Source organism: Streptomyces sp. XD-27 (assembly GCF_030553055.1).
GTDB lineage: Bacteria > Actinomycetota > Actinomycetes > Streptomycetales > Streptomycetaceae > Streptomyces.
Genome location: NZ_CP130713.1, coordinates 3400260 through 3415128, shown reverse-complemented (window position 1 = coordinate 3415128; position 14869 = coordinate 3400260). Strand labels below are relative to the sequence as shown.

Annotated in this window: 12 protein-coding genes; 6 read left to right on the top strand and 6 right to left on the bottom strand. The window is 74.4% G+C overall.

The annotated features are described in order from the left end of the window. The first annotated feature begins 255 nt into the window (after window positions 1-255). Both Q3Y56_RS14425 and Q3Y56_RS14420 read left to right on the top strand, forming a co-directional pair. Window positions 256-1644 carry a transcriptional regulator gene (locus tag Q3Y56_RS14425; RefSeq protein ID WP_304462330.1) on the top strand — a complete coding sequence of 463 codons (1389 nt, stop codon included), beginning with the start codon at window positions 256-258 and terminating at the stop codon, window positions 1642-1644. 331 nt (window positions 1645-1975) lie between these two features. After that, the gene (locus Q3Y56_RS14420) at window positions 1976-3919 is read left to right on the top strand and encodes a hypothetical protein (RefSeq protein ID WP_304462329.1); all 1944 of its coding nucleotides are present in this window, start codon (window positions 1976-1978) and stop codon (window positions 3917-3919) included. Window positions 3920-4026: 107 nt separating this feature from the next. Here the strand turns inward: Q3Y56_RS14420 and Q3Y56_RS14415 are convergent, their stop codons facing one another. Further along, window positions 4027-5349, bottom strand: coding sequence for an ABC transporter substrate-binding protein (locus Q3Y56_RS14415; RefSeq protein WP_304462328.1), 1323 nt, complete (start codon window positions 5347-5349; stop codon window positions 4027-4029). A 178-nt stretch (window positions 5350-5527) separates the two neighbouring features. Here Q3Y56_RS14415 and Q3Y56_RS14410 point away from each other — a divergent pair, with 178 nt between their 5' ends. Together Q3Y56_RS14410 and purU are read left to right on the top strand one after the other, a co-directional pair. After that, window positions 5528-5965 (top strand): hypothetical protein, encoded by a 438-nt coding sequence (locus Q3Y56_RS14410; protein WP_304462327.1) that lies wholly within the window; start codon window positions 5528-5530, stop codon window positions 5963-5965. An 85-nt stretch (window positions 5966-6050) separates the two neighbouring features. Then, entirely contained in the window at window positions 6051-6923 is an 873-nt protein-coding gene (gene purU, locus Q3Y56_RS14405; RefSeq protein ID WP_304462326.1) for a formyltetrahydrofolate deformylase, read from the top strand. A gap of 67 nt (window positions 6924-6990) precedes the next feature. Here purU and Q3Y56_RS14400 read toward each other — a convergent pair whose 3' ends face one another. Together Q3Y56_RS14400 and Q3Y56_RS14395 are read right to left on the bottom strand one after the other, a co-directional pair. After that, window positions 6991-8856 (bottom strand): zf-HC2 domain-containing protein, encoded by a 1866-nt coding sequence (locus Q3Y56_RS14400; RefSeq protein WP_304462325.1) that lies wholly within the window; start codon window positions 8854-8856, stop codon window positions 6991-6993. A gap of 28 nt (window positions 8857-8884) precedes the next feature. Continuing rightward, the gene (locus Q3Y56_RS14395) at window positions 8885-9466 is read right to left on the bottom strand and encodes a sigma-70 family RNA polymerase sigma factor (protein WP_304462324.1); all 582 of its coding nucleotides are present in this window, start codon (window positions 9464-9466) and stop codon (window positions 8885-8887) included. A 354-nt stretch (window positions 9467-9820) separates the two neighbouring features. On the opposite strand from Q3Y56_RS14395, the gene Q3Y56_RS14390 reads away from it, so the two are divergent. Then, entirely contained in the window at window positions 9821-10174 is a 354-nt protein-coding gene (locus tag Q3Y56_RS14390) for an STAS domain-containing protein (protein ID WP_304465609.1), read from the top strand. A 130-nt stretch (window positions 10175-10304) separates the two neighbouring features. Here the strand turns inward: Q3Y56_RS14390 and Q3Y56_RS14385 are convergent, their stop codons facing one another. Next, a complete protein-coding gene (locus tag Q3Y56_RS14385) occupies window positions 10305-11447 on the bottom strand; it encodes a sensor histidine kinase (protein ID WP_304462323.1) in 1143 nt (380 codons plus the stop codon). Continuing rightward, on the bottom strand, window positions 11444-12115 hold the full coding sequence (locus tag Q3Y56_RS14380) for a response regulator transcription factor (RefSeq protein ID WP_304462322.1): 672 nt from the start codon (window positions 12113-12115) through the stop codon (window positions 11444-11446). Before Q3Y56_RS14380 ends, Q3Y56_RS14385 begins: the two co-directional genes overlap by 4 nt. Window positions 12116-12322: 207 nt before the next feature. Between Q3Y56_RS14380 and Q3Y56_RS14375 the strand changes: the two genes are divergently transcribed. Continuing rightward, window positions 12323-13231, top strand: a complete 909-nt coding sequence (locus Q3Y56_RS14375; RefSeq protein ID WP_304462321.1) for a DUF4344 domain-containing metallopeptidase — start codon at window positions 12323-12325, stop codon at window positions 13229-13231. Window positions 13232-13400: 169 nt separating this feature from the next. On the opposite strand, the gene Q3Y56_RS14370 is transcribed toward Q3Y56_RS14375, so the two are convergent. Further along, window positions 13401-14867, bottom strand: coding sequence for a helix-turn-helix transcriptional regulator (locus Q3Y56_RS14370; protein WP_304462320.1), 1467 nt, complete (start codon window positions 14865-14867; stop codon window positions 13401-13403). Between the last annotated feature and the right edge of the window lie 2 nt (window positions 14868-14869).

The window sequence follows — 14869 nt, the reverse complement described above, 5'->3', positions numbered from 1 at the left end:
GAACTCGTCTGTACGGCACGGGTCCAACCCGTATGTACGGCGCGGGGCGGACCCGTGTGCACGGTGCGGGTCGAACTCGCCTGTACGGCGCGGGTCGAACCCGTACGCATGGCGCCGGACGAACCGCGTGCACGCTGCGGGTGAATGCGGGCAAGTCCTGCATTCTCCGCATTTCCGCTGGGCAGTTTCCGCTGGGCAGTGATCACCAGGGACGGCGTTCATCCCGAACGCACCGCAGTCGCAGGGGGTAGAGCCATGGCCGCTAGGCCGCTTGTGGCGCGGCAGCCGAACGAAAGGCTGCAGGCGCTCATTCAGGAAGCCGGCTGCTCCAACGCCGGTCTCGCACGCCGCGTGAACATGTGCGGGGCCGAGCACGGCCTCGATCTGCGCTACGACAAGACCTCGGTGGCCCGCTGGCTGCGCGGTCAGCAGCCCCGCGGGCGCGCCCCGGGCATCATCGCCGAGGCGCTCGGCCGCAAACTCGGCCGTACGGTCACGATCGACGAGATCGGGATGGCCAACGGCAAGAACCTCGCCTCGGGGGTGGGCATGCAGTTCTCGCCCACCGTGCTGGGCGCCATCGAGCAGGTCTGCGAGCTGTGGCGCAGCGACGTCGGCCGCCGCGACTTCCTCAGCGGGACGACGGTGGCGGCCTCCGCGCTGGTGGAGCCGAGCCGCGACTGGCTGATCACCGGCCCGGACGCGCAGGTCGCGCGGTCGGCGGGGGCGCGGGTGGGGCTGTCGGACGTGGCGGCGGTCCAGGCCACCACCGAGGCCATCGTGGAGTTGGACCACCGGTACGGAAGCGGGCATGTGCGGCCGGTCGTCGTCCACTATCTGAACAGTGTGGTCTCCGGTCTGCTCGCCGGTTCGTACCGGGAGTCGGTCGGCCGTGAACTCTTCGCCGCCGTCGCCCGGTTGACCGAGCTGGCCGGATACATGGCGGTCGACACCGGCCAGGCGGGTCTCGCGCAGCGCTACTACATCCAGGCGCTGCGGCTGGCCCAGGCCGCCGGGGACCGCGGGTACGGCGGCTATGTGCTGGCCGCCAGCATGAGCCACCTCGCCGCCCAACTGGGTAACCCGCGGGAGATCGCGCAGTTGGCCAAGGCCGCGCAGGAGGGCGCGCGCGGGCATGTGACACCGCGCGCGGAGGCGATGTTCCTGGCGGCGGAGGCGCGCGGCCACGCGCTGATGGGCGACGCGCGCGCGTGCCAGATCGCGGCGGGCCGGGCGCTGGCCGCGCTGGAACGGGCCGAGGCCGCCGCGGACTCCGGCGACGATCCGCCGTGGATCCGCCACTTCGACCACGCGTACCTGGCCGACGAGCTGGCCCACTGCCACCGCGACCTGGGGCAGCCCGAGCCCGCGCGGCGCCGCGCGCAGGAGGCGCTGGACGGGCTCGCGGAGGGCCGGGCGCGGCGGCGGGCGATCGGCCTGCTGCTGCTGGCCACGGCGCATGTCCAGCAGCGGGACGTGGAGCAGGCGTGTCACGCCGGGACGCGTGCGGTGGACCTGCTGGGCCAGTTGCGCTCGAACCGCGGCGCGGAGTACCTGGACGACTTCCGGCAGCGGCTGGAGCCGTTCCGGGACGAGCCGGTGGTGCGGGAGTTCGGGGCGCGCTTGGAGGTCTACGCGGCGTAGTCGCCTCCCGGCGGGGGCTGTGGGCTGTCGGTGGGCGTCGTGGTTGTCCGGTGGGGCCCTTTCCACGCGCGAGGGGCGTGGAAAGGGCCCCACCGGCGCGTGGGCAGGGGCAGCGCGTGCGGCGCGGCCGCGCCTGGTCGTGCGGTGTGAGCTTCGCCTCGGGGCGGCGCTTCCGGGCGCCCGCTGTCACGCCTCCGCCGGGTTCTCGGCCTGGCTGCGGCAGGGGAGGGAGGGAATGGGGCAGAGCGGTCACCCCAGCGCTGCGCGGGGCGGGGACCCGGTAGCGTGAGCCGACGATTCCGTAAGTTCCGCATTAGCCATAGGAGTCCCGGTGACGCAGAGCGGACAGGGAAATGAGCCGCAGCCTCCTGCGGTCCCGCCCGCGCATGAGGGCGTCGTGCTGCCCGCTCACGGCGACCAGTGGGCCCCGGAGCAGCAGCAGGCGGCTCCGGCCGGTGGCCAGCCGTGGGGTGCGCCCTGGGGCCCGCAGGGGCAGGAGCAGCCGTCTGCTCCCGCCCCGCAGCAGTCATCGGGCTACGCACCGCAGCCGGACTACGGACAGGCGGCGTACGGGCAGCAGACGCACGGGCAGTCCGCGTACGGGCAGCAGCCCGGGCAGTACGGACAGGAACCCGCGTCGTCGTACGGGGACCAGCCCGCGCCGTACGGCCAGCAGTCCGAGTCCCCGTACGGCCAGCAGGGGCAGCCCCAGCAGCCGGGCGCGCAGTCATACGGGCAGGCGCCGCAGCCCCAACCGCCCGCTCCGTACGGGCAGCAGCAGGGCCGGTCACTGCCGCCGCACCAGCAGCCGGGCGCACCGGTCCACGGCGGCCAGCCGGGGCAAGGCGGATACGCCGGCCAGGCCAGTCAGCCGGGCCAAGGCGGATACGCGGGCCCGGCCGATCAGCCGGGGCAGGTGAGTCGGCCGTTGCCGCGGCTCGAACCGCAGCCGCCGCAGCGGCAGGTGCCTCCCGCGCCGCGGCCCGGCGAGGAGACCACCGTGCTGCGCCCTGTCACCGCCGACACCCCGCCCCCGTCCGCGAGCGCCCCCGCGTCCGACGCCGAGGCGACCCAGCTCATACCCCCGGCCGGTATACCCCGGGCCGGGGCCGTGCCGCTGCCCCCGAGGGAGCCCCCGTCCCGGCCGCCACGGGCGCACCGCAGACCGGCTCCACCCCGCTGCCACCCGAGCGCGCCCCGCGCGGTCGGCACGCCGAGTCGCCCGCGGAATCCACGACCGTACTGCGCAGGATCCGCCCGCAGGAGGCCGCCGCTCAGGCCGCCGCCGCCCAGGCCGGTCCGCCGCCGCAGCAGCAGGGCGCCGCCCCGGCGCGGCCGAGGAGACGCAGGTCCTGCCCGGCCCGATCCCGGCGGCCGGCGGGCCCGGCGGCGGGCACCAGCCGCCCCGGCCGCCCGGCGGCCCGTACGCGATCCGCCCCGGCCGCCCGGAGGACCGGCAGCCGCCCGCGGAGTTCGACGGCCTGTTCCGGGCCGACGGCGCCGCCCGGGGCCCGGTGCCGAACCGGCCGACTCCACCCAGCAGCTGCCGGTGTTCGACGACCGTATGGAGCCGCCCGCCGGTTACGGCGCGAACGCCGCGAGCCCGTACGGTGACGACGCCGCTTCGCCCCGGCGCCGCGGCGTCTCCCGCGGCGCGCTGATCGGCATCGTCGTCGCGGCCTGCGCCGTCGCCGGGCTGGCGGCGGGCGCCGCGCTCAGCCTCGGCGGGGACGACGAGGGCGACGGCGACACGAAGAAGACCGGCGCGAGCGCGACGCCCGGCGAGAGCGCGGAGGCCAGTGCGTCGCCGACCGCGGACCCGGTCAAGGAGCAGGCGAAGGCGCTGGACACGCTGCTCGCGGACAGCGGCAACAGCCGCGCGTCGGTCATCAGGTCGGTCGGGAACATCAGGGTCTGCAAGGACCTGACCAAGGCCGCCACGGATCTGCGGGCCGCCGCGGGCCAGCGCAACGCCCTGGTGACCCGGCTGGCCGGGATCTCCGTGGACAAGCTGCCCAACCACGCCCAGCTGACCCAGGCGCTGAACACGGCGTGGAAGTCGTCGGCGTCGGCGGACAACCATTACGCGGCGTGGGCGGACCAGGTCGGCGGGAAGAAGGGCTGCCACAAGGGCAGGGCGCGCAACACGGGCCAGACGGTCGCCGCCGAGACAGCGAGCAGGCAGGCGACCACGGCGAAGCGGAAGGCCGCGGCGCTGTGGAACCCGATCGCGAAGCGGTACGGCCTGACCGAGCGCAGGCCGGAGCAGCTCTGACGCCACCCGGTCCGGGGCCCGCCAGGGCCCCGGACCCTGGTCCCCCGGCAGCCCGGCCCCGGTCCCCGTACCCCGATCCCGGCCCTCCGGGCCGGAAGCGCGCCGCGTCAGCCCTCGCCCGTGTGGTCTTCCAGCGTCTTCGTGACGTCGACGAAGCCGTCGCGGACCGCCACCAGCCGACCGTCGCGTACCACCTGGTACGTGACGTTGGCGTTCACGATCCGGGGGTAGCCGGGGACCGCCAGCAGGTCGGTGAAGCGCCAGCGCAGCGGGGGCGTCAGGCCGCCGGTGTCGACCTCGTGGCCGCGGTTGAGCGCCTTGCGGACCGAGCGGGCGCTGATGTCGTCCTTGTCGAGCGACTTCAGGACGGACCGCAGCGCGGTGTAGGCGATCCAGGTCGTCTGCGTGCCGGGGTCGGCCGCGTCGATGCGGTTGTCGTCGAAGGCGTACCGGTTGATGACGCGGTACATGGGGCCCCACCGCGCATCGTCCGCCGCCGGATACCAGCCGGTGGCGTACGCGCCCTCCAGCGCGCTCTCGCTGCCGCCGGTGCTGTCCACCAGGGATTGCCGGACGCTGCCCAGGACGGAGGCGATCCGCACCCTGGGCTTGTCCTCCTGGACGCGGCGGAAGGAGTCGAAGAAGGTGTTCGTCCGCTTGCCGAGCGCGGCGGTGACGCACGCCGACCGGTCGAGCTCGGTGCCGTACTGGGCGGTGCCGTACCGGTGCGGGTCCGCCCCGACCCCGTCCAGGGCGCGCTGCACCTGCCGGGTGTAGTCGGAGGCGTCCTCGGGGGCCCGGACGTCGGTGGCGGGGCCGCGCTCGCCGTCCGCCAGCCCCGCGTCGAAGAGCTTCGGCAGCTCGTCGCCCGCGATGGTGTCGGGGCGGACGAGGGAGACGCGCTTGCAGACGGAGGCGAGCTGGCGCCCGTTGCCCGCCAGCAGCGAGGCCTGGCCGCCGTTGACGGGGTACGAGATCGGGCTGTTGAACTCCTGCGCGGAGACCCCGTACCCGCCGATGTAGGGGATGCCCGCGACCTCCAGCGGCGACATGACGGAGCGGCCGTACTGGCTGTAGGAGCCGACGACCGCGACGGCCTTGGCGTCGGCCGCCTCTCGCGCGCAGCGGGCGGCGTACACCGTGTCGTTGCGTTCGTTGCAGGTGAGGACCTTGAGCTCGCGGCCGTGGATGCCGCCGCTGTCGTTGACCCAGCGCGCGTACGCCTGCGCCATGGCGGGCATGCCGGGCATGTTGGTCGCTCCGGTGCCTTCCGGGGCCCAGGTCATCACGACGATCGGGGCGCTCTCGGAATCCCCGGCGGCGAAGGGGACCGCACCGCAGCCGGTGAGCAGGGACGCGCTGACCGCCGTGCACGTGGCCAGGACGGCGGTGCGGAACGGACGAGAGGAGGGGCGTCGCCTTCCGGTCATGGCGGGAGCCTGGCGGTCCCCCCGGAACGTGTGCGTTCCGTCAGATCAACGGATGGTGTCATGAAGGTGAATTGCGGGGGTCACTCCCGGCCGGAGTGTGAAGAACGTACGATCGGGCACCGTGCAAGGTTCGGAGAACTCTTCCCGTCGCGGCCGCCGCTCGACCACCATGGGCGCCATGCCGCTCAATGACATGCCGTGGTGGCGCTGGCGCAGCAACGTGCGATCGGCGCTGCACATGCTCTCCGACCCCGTCTTCCAACAGGAGTGCTGGCTCGCGGGCCAGGACGGATACGGAGACGTCACCGACGCCGTCTACCGGCTGGTCGAGGACACCTGGCTGGACAACTGGTCCGCCGAGAAGTACGTCGGGACGATCTTCCGCGACTCCCAGGAGGCCGCGCTGGTCGACGTCGCCGTGCTGCGCGTGCTGCGGATCATGCACCAGGTGGGCGCGGACGCGCCGGTCTCGGCCTATCTGGAGCACCACGGGTGGCCGGAGGCCGTGCGGGCGGCGCGGGACGCCCATGTGCGGCTCGCGGCGAACGACGGCGAGAACCCGGACGTGCCGCCGTACCCGCTGCACGTCCTCGCGATGATGACCGGCGGGATCTGAGGGACCGGGGGTCCGAGGGATGGCGACCGCCTGAGGCGGTCGGCCGGGTCCGAGGGCCCTCGCCGGTGTGCGACGCTATTGGGCTATGAGCGAGTCGCGACCTGCCGCCCCCGACCAGTACATCCTCACGCTGTCCTGCCCCGACAAGCAGGGCATCGTGCACGCCGTGTCGAGTTACCTCTTCATGACCGGCTGCAACATCGTGGACAGCCAGCAGTTCGGCGACCGCGACACGGGCCTGTTCTTCATGCGGGTGCACTTCACGGCGGAGGCGCCGGTGCGGGTGGAGAGCCTGCGGGCCAGCTTTGCCGCCGTCGGTGAGTCCTTCCAGATGGACTGGCAGATCCACCGGGCCGACGAGAAGATGCGGATCGTGCTGATGGTGTCCAAGTTCGGGCACTGCCTCAACGATCTGCTCTTCCGGGCCCGGATCGGCGCGCTGCCGGTCGAGATCGCCGCGGTCGTGTCGAACCACACCGACTTCGAGGAGCTGGTGGGCTCCTACGGGGTGCCGTTCCACCACATCCCGGTGACCAAGGACACCAAGCCCGAGGCCGAGGCGCGGCTGCTGGAGCTGGTGCGCGCCGAAGGCGTGGAGCTGGTGGTGCTCGCCCGCTACATGCAGGTGCTCTCCGACGCGCTGTGCAGGGAGCTGTCCGGGCGGATCATCAACATCCACCACTCCTTCCTGCCCAGCTTCAAGGGCGCCAAGCCGTACCACCAGGCGCACGCGCGCGGCGTGAAGCTGATCGGCGCCACCGCCCACTACGTGACGGCGGACCTCGACGAGGGGCCGATCATCGAGCAGGAGGTCGAGCGGGTGGGCCACGAGGTCACCCCGGACCAGCTGGTGGCGGTCGGCCGCGACGTGGAGTGCCAGGCGCTGGCGCGGGCGGTGAAGTGGCACAGCGAGCGGCGGGTCCTGCTCAACGGCAACCGCACGGTGATCTTCTCCTGACCGGGGCGCCGCTCGGCCCGCCGTCGACCGGGGCACCGCCCGGCCCCGCGCTCCGGCTCGGCCCGTACTAGAGCCGGGACAGGGACGCCGTCGCGAAGAGCACGTCGCGGATCGCCTCGGGGTCCCCGACCTGGCCCGCCGCCGCGTCCAGCGGCGGCACGTGCCCGGCGGCCAGCTGGTAGAACGCGTCCCGGTCCAGGGCGATGTGCGCCACCTCCCCGTCCGGCCCGGCCAGCGCGCCGGGCGAGTCCAGCGCGATGAACCAGTGGCCGCCGCCGCTGCCCTCGATCTCCAGGCGGAGGGAGCGCCCCAGGGCGCCCGCGGCACCCAGCCTCCGGGGCGGCCCCGCGAGCCCGTCGCGGCGGCGCTTGGCGAGGGCGTCGGGCAGCAGCCGCGCGCACAGGTCGATCATGTGGTGCAGATGCGTGGCCGACGGCGGCTTGTACGGGTAGTCGACGGCGTCCGCGATGTCTCCCGCGTGCACCCAGCAGGCGAAGGCGCGGTCCAGGAAGGCGTCGTGCACCGGCAGGCTTGAGCCGTCGTACGGCACGGGGAGGTCGGCGGTGCCGCGGCCCGCGAAGGAGACGGTGCGCACCAGGGAGTGAGCCTGCTCGCGCCACGCCTCGCGGAGGGTTCCGGGCGGCGCGCCGGAACGGTACGCACTGGGCACCCCGGCCGCGATGCCGCGCCCGAAGATGCCGTGCCCCTGGGAGCCGCCGCGAACGCCGTCGCCCGGGCCGTCGCCCGGACCGGCGCCCGAACCGCGGTCCGGTCCGGCGCCCGGCTCGGCGTGAGGGCCTTCCGGGTCGGTGGGCTCCGCGCGCCAGAACGCCTCCGTACGCCGCTCCGGGGACGCCGGCGCGCCGGCGCCGAGCGGGTCGGGCAGCCCGAGGGAGGCCGCGAGGAGGCCGTCCACGGCCATCAGATGCCCCATGACCCCGTGGACGGTGGTGTCGCGGCCGACCAGTCGCTTGCCGTCGAACCACTTGAGGCGGACCGGGGCGCGCCACTCCGCGCCGCCCATGTCCCGCAGCAGCGCGTCCAGCCGGGCCGCCTCGGCGTCGTAGGCGGACGCCCACTCGGGAACCGGGATCCGGGCCGGACGGCGGTCCAGGCAGCCCGTGAGGACCCGGGTGCGCAGCCGCGGGTCGAGATCCAGGCTGTCCTCGTGGTGCAGCAGCCCGACCGCGTCGCGCAGCCGCAGCGCCTCCTCCGCGCACGGTACGCAGTCGTTGAGGTGCGCCTCGACGGCCGCGGTCTCCTCGCCGGAGCACGCGGCGAGGGCCCAGGCACCGAGCAGCGACTTCAGGACCGTGTGCGTCGGCGAGGCCGTCGGAGGCCGCGCCCGTCCGGTCGGCGACGGCCGCCGCCCGGCGGGCACCGGGGGCGTCCGCGGGGTGGTGGGGCGGCGGTGGCCGGTCGGCGGTTCGCCGGGCCCGGACGTCTGGTTCGGGTCGGACGGCTTGCCGGGGTCGGACGGCCGGTCGGGGTCGGACGGCTTGCCGGGTTCCGCGGCTCCGCTCGGCTCGGGCGGTTCGACACGGGCGCGTGGTGTGCCGCCTCGTTGTGTCGCGCCACCGGGGCCCTGCCAGTCGGTGCCGTCCTCGGCGGGTGGGCGGGGTGGCGGTATCAGCGGTGGACCGGCGCCTTCCGAGCGCGAGCCACCCGCCGGGCCTCCCGGCCCTCCCGCACCGCTGCCCGCTTCGCCGCCGCCTGCACCGCCTCCCGCACCGCCGCGGTCACGGTCGCGCTCGTCGCCGGTGCCGTCCGCCCGGCCCGTACCGTCGTCCGCCCGGCCCACGCCGTCCCCACGCCTCGTACCGTCGTCCGCCCGGCCGGTGCCGTCCCCATGGCCGCAGCCGTCGCCGCTGTCGTCCTCGAACTCGTCGTGGTCGAAGCCCTCGAAGCGGTCCGGTCCGCCCGGCCCGCTCACGGTGCCTCCTCCTTCTCGCGCGCGCCGCTCACAGCGCCCGTCCGTAGCCGGGCGGGGACGCCGTATGCGGGCTGTGCGCGTTCGCCGTGGACAGCAGCTGGAGGCCGAGCCGGAGGCGGCGGCGGGCCTCGTCCTCCGTGACGCCGAGCGTGGCCGCCGCCTGGCGGTAGTCGCGGCGGTGGAAGTAGGCCAGTTCGAGGGCGGCGCGCAGCGGGGCGGGCATGGAGGTGACGATGTAGTCGGCCCGGGCGGCGGCCGAGGCGTCGCGGATCTTCGCCTCCACCTCCTCCTCCGTGGCCCGGTCGCCTTCCGCTATCGACGCGGCCTCGCTCTCCCGGAGCCGGTGGACCGCCTGGCGGTGGCTGAGCGTGGCGACCCAGGAGCGCAGTGAGCCGTGCTTGGGGTCGTAGGCGTCCGGGTTCTCCCAGATGTAGCCGAAGACCTCGCGGGTGACGCGGTCAGCCGCCTGCTCGTCGTCCAGGATGCGGAAGGCCAGGTGGTGGACGAGCGACGCGAAGCGGTCGTACAGCTCGCCGAGCGCGGCGGCCTCGCCCCGCGCCAGGCGCTGCTGCATCTTGCGGTCCCAGCGGGGAGATGCGTCGTGCGCCATACGGCCCCCATCCCTGTGGTCGGAAGTGCGGCAGTCTCCAGCAACTGTGCCCGGACTCGCATCGAATGTAGTGCGAACGACTGACTTCATCCGCACGTTCCGGGCAATGTGCCCCGATCGTGGCGCTGCGGATGGTATTGGGCCCGTCACTTTACGCAGGAATCCCTCGGCGGGACGCTGGGGCGGGGCTTAGGGTCGTGTCGGGCAGGTTTCACGGGGGCGTGTTTCACGGGGGCGTGTTTCACAGGGGAGAGGGCGGGCAGCCGCACCGGGAACAGCTGATTCCGGTTGGCGGCGGGCCGACGTGCGATTCGGCGGGCGAGGGAAGGGCATCGACGCGTGACGTTGAAGGTGATGCAGGCCGAGCGGGGGGACTGGGTCGTGCTGCGGGTATCCGGCGAGATGGACCTGGTGACCTCGCCGGCGGTCCGGCAGCATGTGCACGACGCCGTCGCCGAGGGCCGTCACGCCGTGGTTCTCGACCTCTCCGAGGTCCGGTTCTGCGACTCCAGCGGGGTGGGGGTGCTCATAGCCGCCCGGCGGCTGATGCGCTCCTGTTCCGGGCAGCTGCGGCTGATCCTGCCGCCGCAGGACGCGCCTGACGGGTCGGGCTCGCACGTGAACCGGGTCCTCGCGGCGCTCGGCGTGCGCAGGCTCTTCGAGGTGTACCCGGACCTGGCCGCCGCGACGACGGCCACCGCCGCCTAATCGTTTCTTCCGTCACCTCGGCCGGGTAAACGTTTCAGCTGCGGCTCCGCGCAGAACAGCTGCGGCTCCACGCGGATCAGCTGCGGCTCCGCGCGGACGCGGTACGCCGGCGGGCGCGCCGCGCGGCCGGTCACGCGTGCTGCGGGAACTCCGCCCTGACCACGAACCCGCCGTCGTCCGTCCGGTACGCGTCGAAGGTGCCGCCCAGCAGCCGGGCGCGCTCCCGCAGCCCCACCAGCCCGTGTCCGCCGCCCGGCAGCTCCGGGGCGGGCGCGCCCGCGTCCCGGGGGCCGTTGCGCACCTCCACCCGCAGCCGGTCGCAGGCCGGGTCCCGGTCGCTGACCCGCACCCGTACGAGGGCGCCCGGGGCGTGCTTGCGGACGTTGGTCAGGGCCTCCTGCACGGTCCGGAAGGCCGCCCGTTCCACCGCCTCGGGCCGTCCCGTCCGCCCGGTGGGCCGCTCGGCGTAGTCCGCCTCGTACTCCACCTCCAGCGCGCTCACCTCCAGCAGGCGCGGCAGATCGGCCAGCCGCGGCTGCGGGGTGAGGTCCTCCGCGTCGCCGCCCGCGGTCCGCAGGATGCCGACCATGTGGCGCAGCTCCTCCAGGGTGCGGACGGACAGGTCGCGGATGGTCCGCGCCCCCTCGCGCGCCCGGGGGTCGGCGGTACTGATCTGCACGGCCCCCGCCTGGAGGCTGATCAGGCTCACCTGGTGCGCGACGACGTCGTGCATCTCCCGGGCCAGCCGGGCCCGCTCGGTGCCCACGACCTGCTCGGCGAGCAGCCGGTCCGCGTGCCGGCGGCTGCGGGTCAGCTCGTCGAGGCGGGCCGCGAGCTCGCGGCGGGTGCGCACCAGCAGGCCGAGCGCGATGGGGCCTATGGAGGTCACGAAGGCGTCGATGAGGGTGAGGGTGTTCTCGCGGTACGCCGTCGGCTCGAAGTCGGAGACCGGCCAGGGGATGAAGTGCGCGGCGGCCAGCAGCGGCACGCACGCCGTGAGGAGCCGCCTGTCGTCCCTGCGGACCGCGACCGTGTAGATCGCGATCATGGGCGCGAACCACACGTAGCCGATGAGGATCCCCGGGAGCGTCGCGAGGAAGACGGTCAGGGGGAAGCGGGTGCGCAGCAGCAGCGCCCCGGCCGCGATCAGGGAGACGTTCAGCGCGAGGCCGAAGGTCACGCCGTTGACCAGGAACGCGTCGGCGGTGGCCAGGAGGACGGGGACGATCAGGCGGGCCCAGGGCCGCGCCCACAGGGCCTTCCAGGTGTTCACCGCGCGCCGCCGCCCGCCTGCGGCAGCCCCGCGACCAGGCCGGCGCGGTCGGCGACGATGGCCGCCTGGACGCGGTTGAGGCCGCCGAGCTTGCCGAGCACGGCCCGCACGTGGTCCTTCACCGTGCTGGCGGCGAGCCCCATCCGGTCCGCTATCTGCGGGTTGGCCAGGCCCTCGCCGAGCAGTGCCAGCACCTCCCGCTCGCGCGGGGTCAGCGCCCGTACCGCGGCGGCGGCGGTCGCCTCGGCCTCCGCCGCGAGGAAGCCGCCGATCACGGCCCGGGTGACGCCCGGGTCCAGGACGCTGCCGCCCTCGGCGAGGGTCCGCACCGCCCGCACCAGCTGCTCGGGCTCGGTGTCCTTGAGCAGGAACCCGGCGGCCCCCTCGCGCAGCGCGGCGGCCAGGTACTCCTGCGCGTCGAACGTCGTGAGCATCGCCACGGCCGGCGGGCGCGGCGTCTCCTGCAGCCGGCGCAGCACGGTCAGGCCGTCCACGTCCGGCATCCGGATGTCCAGCAGGACGACGTCGGCGCCGGCGCGCACCACCGTGTCGACCGCCTCGCCGCCGGAGCAGTCGGCGACCACCTCGATGTCCGGGGCCGTTCCGAGGATCAGCCGGAGCCCGGACCTGACGAGCTGCTCGTCGTCCACCACAGCGACACGAATCACCAGCTGCTCCCTCTTCCTTCCCCGCTGACCACGCTGACTGCGTGGATGGGTTTTGGCCAACGGTCGTTCCAAGAGTGCCGCAACGATTCGGAGAAGTGGAGGGCTCAGCTCCGTCCAGTGGGCGGGATCACCCCCTCCGATCGGCGGGGGTAAGCAGAGACCAGCGGTGGATTTCGCCGCCGCCATGGACACGGCAGAGTGCTCTTCATGCTGCACCACCCCGCGGGGACCGACCGGACTCCCGCCCGCACCACCTTGTGCCACCGCGCTCACCTGCGCACCGTGGCCGCCCTGACGGCCACAGGTGCCGTCACGGGGCTGATAGCGGGGTGCAGCACAGCGTCACAGGCCGCCGCGCCCCCCACACGCGGCGGCCTGTGGACGTCGTACCAGCCCGCCAAGAGCGACGACCATGCCTGGGCGCGCGACTTCCTGCGGCAGCGGCGGCTCCCGGAAGGGGTCGCCGAGCAGCTCAACAAGCGGCTGAAGCTGCGGGAGAAGATCGGCATCCAGGGTCGGACCTGCGGGAACTCCGATGTCGCGTACGACCCCGAGGAGCGCCGCGTCGAGCTCTGCTACGAGTTCGTCGACGAGGTCCGCGAGCTGTTCGAGGACGATGCGGCGGACGCGGCGGACGAGAGCGGTACGGCCGACGCGGAAGCCGACTCCGCAGCGATCGACGGCAAGATCGCGGACAAGACCGCCGGGGTGGTCACCGAGACCCTCTACCACGAGGTCGCGCACGCCCTGATCGACCGGCTCGACCTGCCGTTCGTCGGGCGTGAGGAGGACGTGGCCGACCAGTTCGCCGCGTACCACCTGATCCCCCAGGGCAAGGCGGGCCGCGCCGCGGTGCTGGCCGCCGCCGACAACTACCTGCTGTACGCCGGGCAGACCGACCCGGCCGACATCGACTTCGCGGACGAGCACCTCCCGGACGCCGCCCGCGCGGCCAACTACTACTGCTACGTGTACGGTTCGGCGCCGGACCGGCACCGCTCCCTCGTGGACGGCGAGCGGCTGACCAAGGAACGCGCCGAACTGTGCGAGGACGAGTACGACGACTTGCGGCGAGGCTGGAGCACGCTCCTCGCGCCGTACGAGACCAGCCGCTGACCGGCCTCCCGCGGGGGGAGAGACCGGCCGGCGGCGGAACCGTCGCGACGCCGCGGAGGAGGGGACCTTCGGCGCCGCGATTTATCGGTCCTGTCCGGCCCGACCAACCGGACAGGACCGACCCAACGTCGCCGCCGACACGGCCGTGGACAGCCGTCGGTACGGCCGCCTACAGCGGCGGCTCGGTCGGCGCCGGGCCCAGTGTCGTGGTGCCCGGCGCCGCCCGGTGCCCCAGGCCCGTGCGGTACGCGTCCATCGCCGCCTCCACGCGCCCCTCGCGGCGCAGCAGATCGCCCAGCAGCCGGCACAGGTCGGCCAGGTCCCCCGCCGCCCCGGTGCGCTCCAGCAGGGACAGCGCGGCGCAGTAGTGCTCTTCGGCGGCCTCGGTGTCGCCGCGCTCCTCGGCGATCAGCCCGAGCAGCCGGTGCGCGCCGCCCGCGTGCACGGCGCCGCGCTCGGCGGACAGCCCGCCGCCCGCCGCACCGCCGCCCGGCTCACCGCCCGCCGTACCACCGCCCGCCGCACCGTCCGCCGCGCCGCCGCCCCCGTATGCCTCAGCCGGAGTCAGCAGCGGCAGCAGCAGCGCCTCCGCCTCCGCCGGCCGTCCCCGCCTGCGCAGCACGTCCGCCAGCTCCACCTCCACCTGCACGGTGAACAGCGCGGCCCGCTTGGACGCCAGCATGTCGCGGGCCGTGCGCAGTTCGCTCTCCGCCCGTTCCAGGTCGCCGTCCTGCGCGTGCACGTATCCGCGCATCCAGTGGCAGTGCGCCAGATCGGTCCGTATCCGCAGCTGCTGGTACAGCTCCTGGGCCTTGGCGAGCGAGGCGTCCGCGTCGGCGATGCGCCCCTCGGCGATGAGCGTGCGGGCCACGCCCCGGTGCATCCCGGCGATCAGCTCCGGGTTCTCGACGCGCGGCGCCAGGGCGAGGGCCAGTTCGGCGGCGTGCGCGGCGCGGGCGTGCGCCCCCATGTCCATGTACGGGGCGATCGAGGCGGTGTAGAGCAGCAGCAGGGCGTCCGGGTCGTGCAGCCCGGAGGCGTTGAGCTCGTCGATGGTGCGCTCCAGCAGATAGCAGGAGTACCGCAGCTCACCGGCGAGCAGATGGGCCAGGGCGCGGCCGCGCACCGCCGGCACGCGCTGCGGCAGCGGCTCGTCGGCCAGCAGCGCCTCCGCGGCCTGGAAGTGGTCGCGGGCGCGGGCCAGTTCCCCGGTCTCCAGGGCGCAGTCGCCGAGCCCGAGCAGCGCGGCCGCCTGCTCCGCGGGCAGCTCCAGCCGCTCCGCCTCGGCGCGCAGCGCGGCGAACCGCTCTGCGGCGGCCTCGGCCGCGCCGGTGCTCAGGGCGCTGCGGGCGTCGGTCAGCCCGGCCCGCAGCTCGGTGGCCTCGCGCGGCGAGCGGCCGGTGGCCAGCTCCTCGTAACTGATGCCCAGCCGTACGGCGAGGTGGCGCAGCGCCGCCTCCGAGGGGCGCACCCTGCCCGCCTCCAGGGTGGAGATGTACGCCGCGGTGTAGGCGGGCTCGGCGAGCTGCCGCTGGGTGAGGCCCTTGCGGGTGCGCATCCGGAACACCCGCCGGCCTATCGCCTCCGACCCCTCGCTCCGCACGTCCCCGGCACCGGCATCCGCGATGTACGCCATGT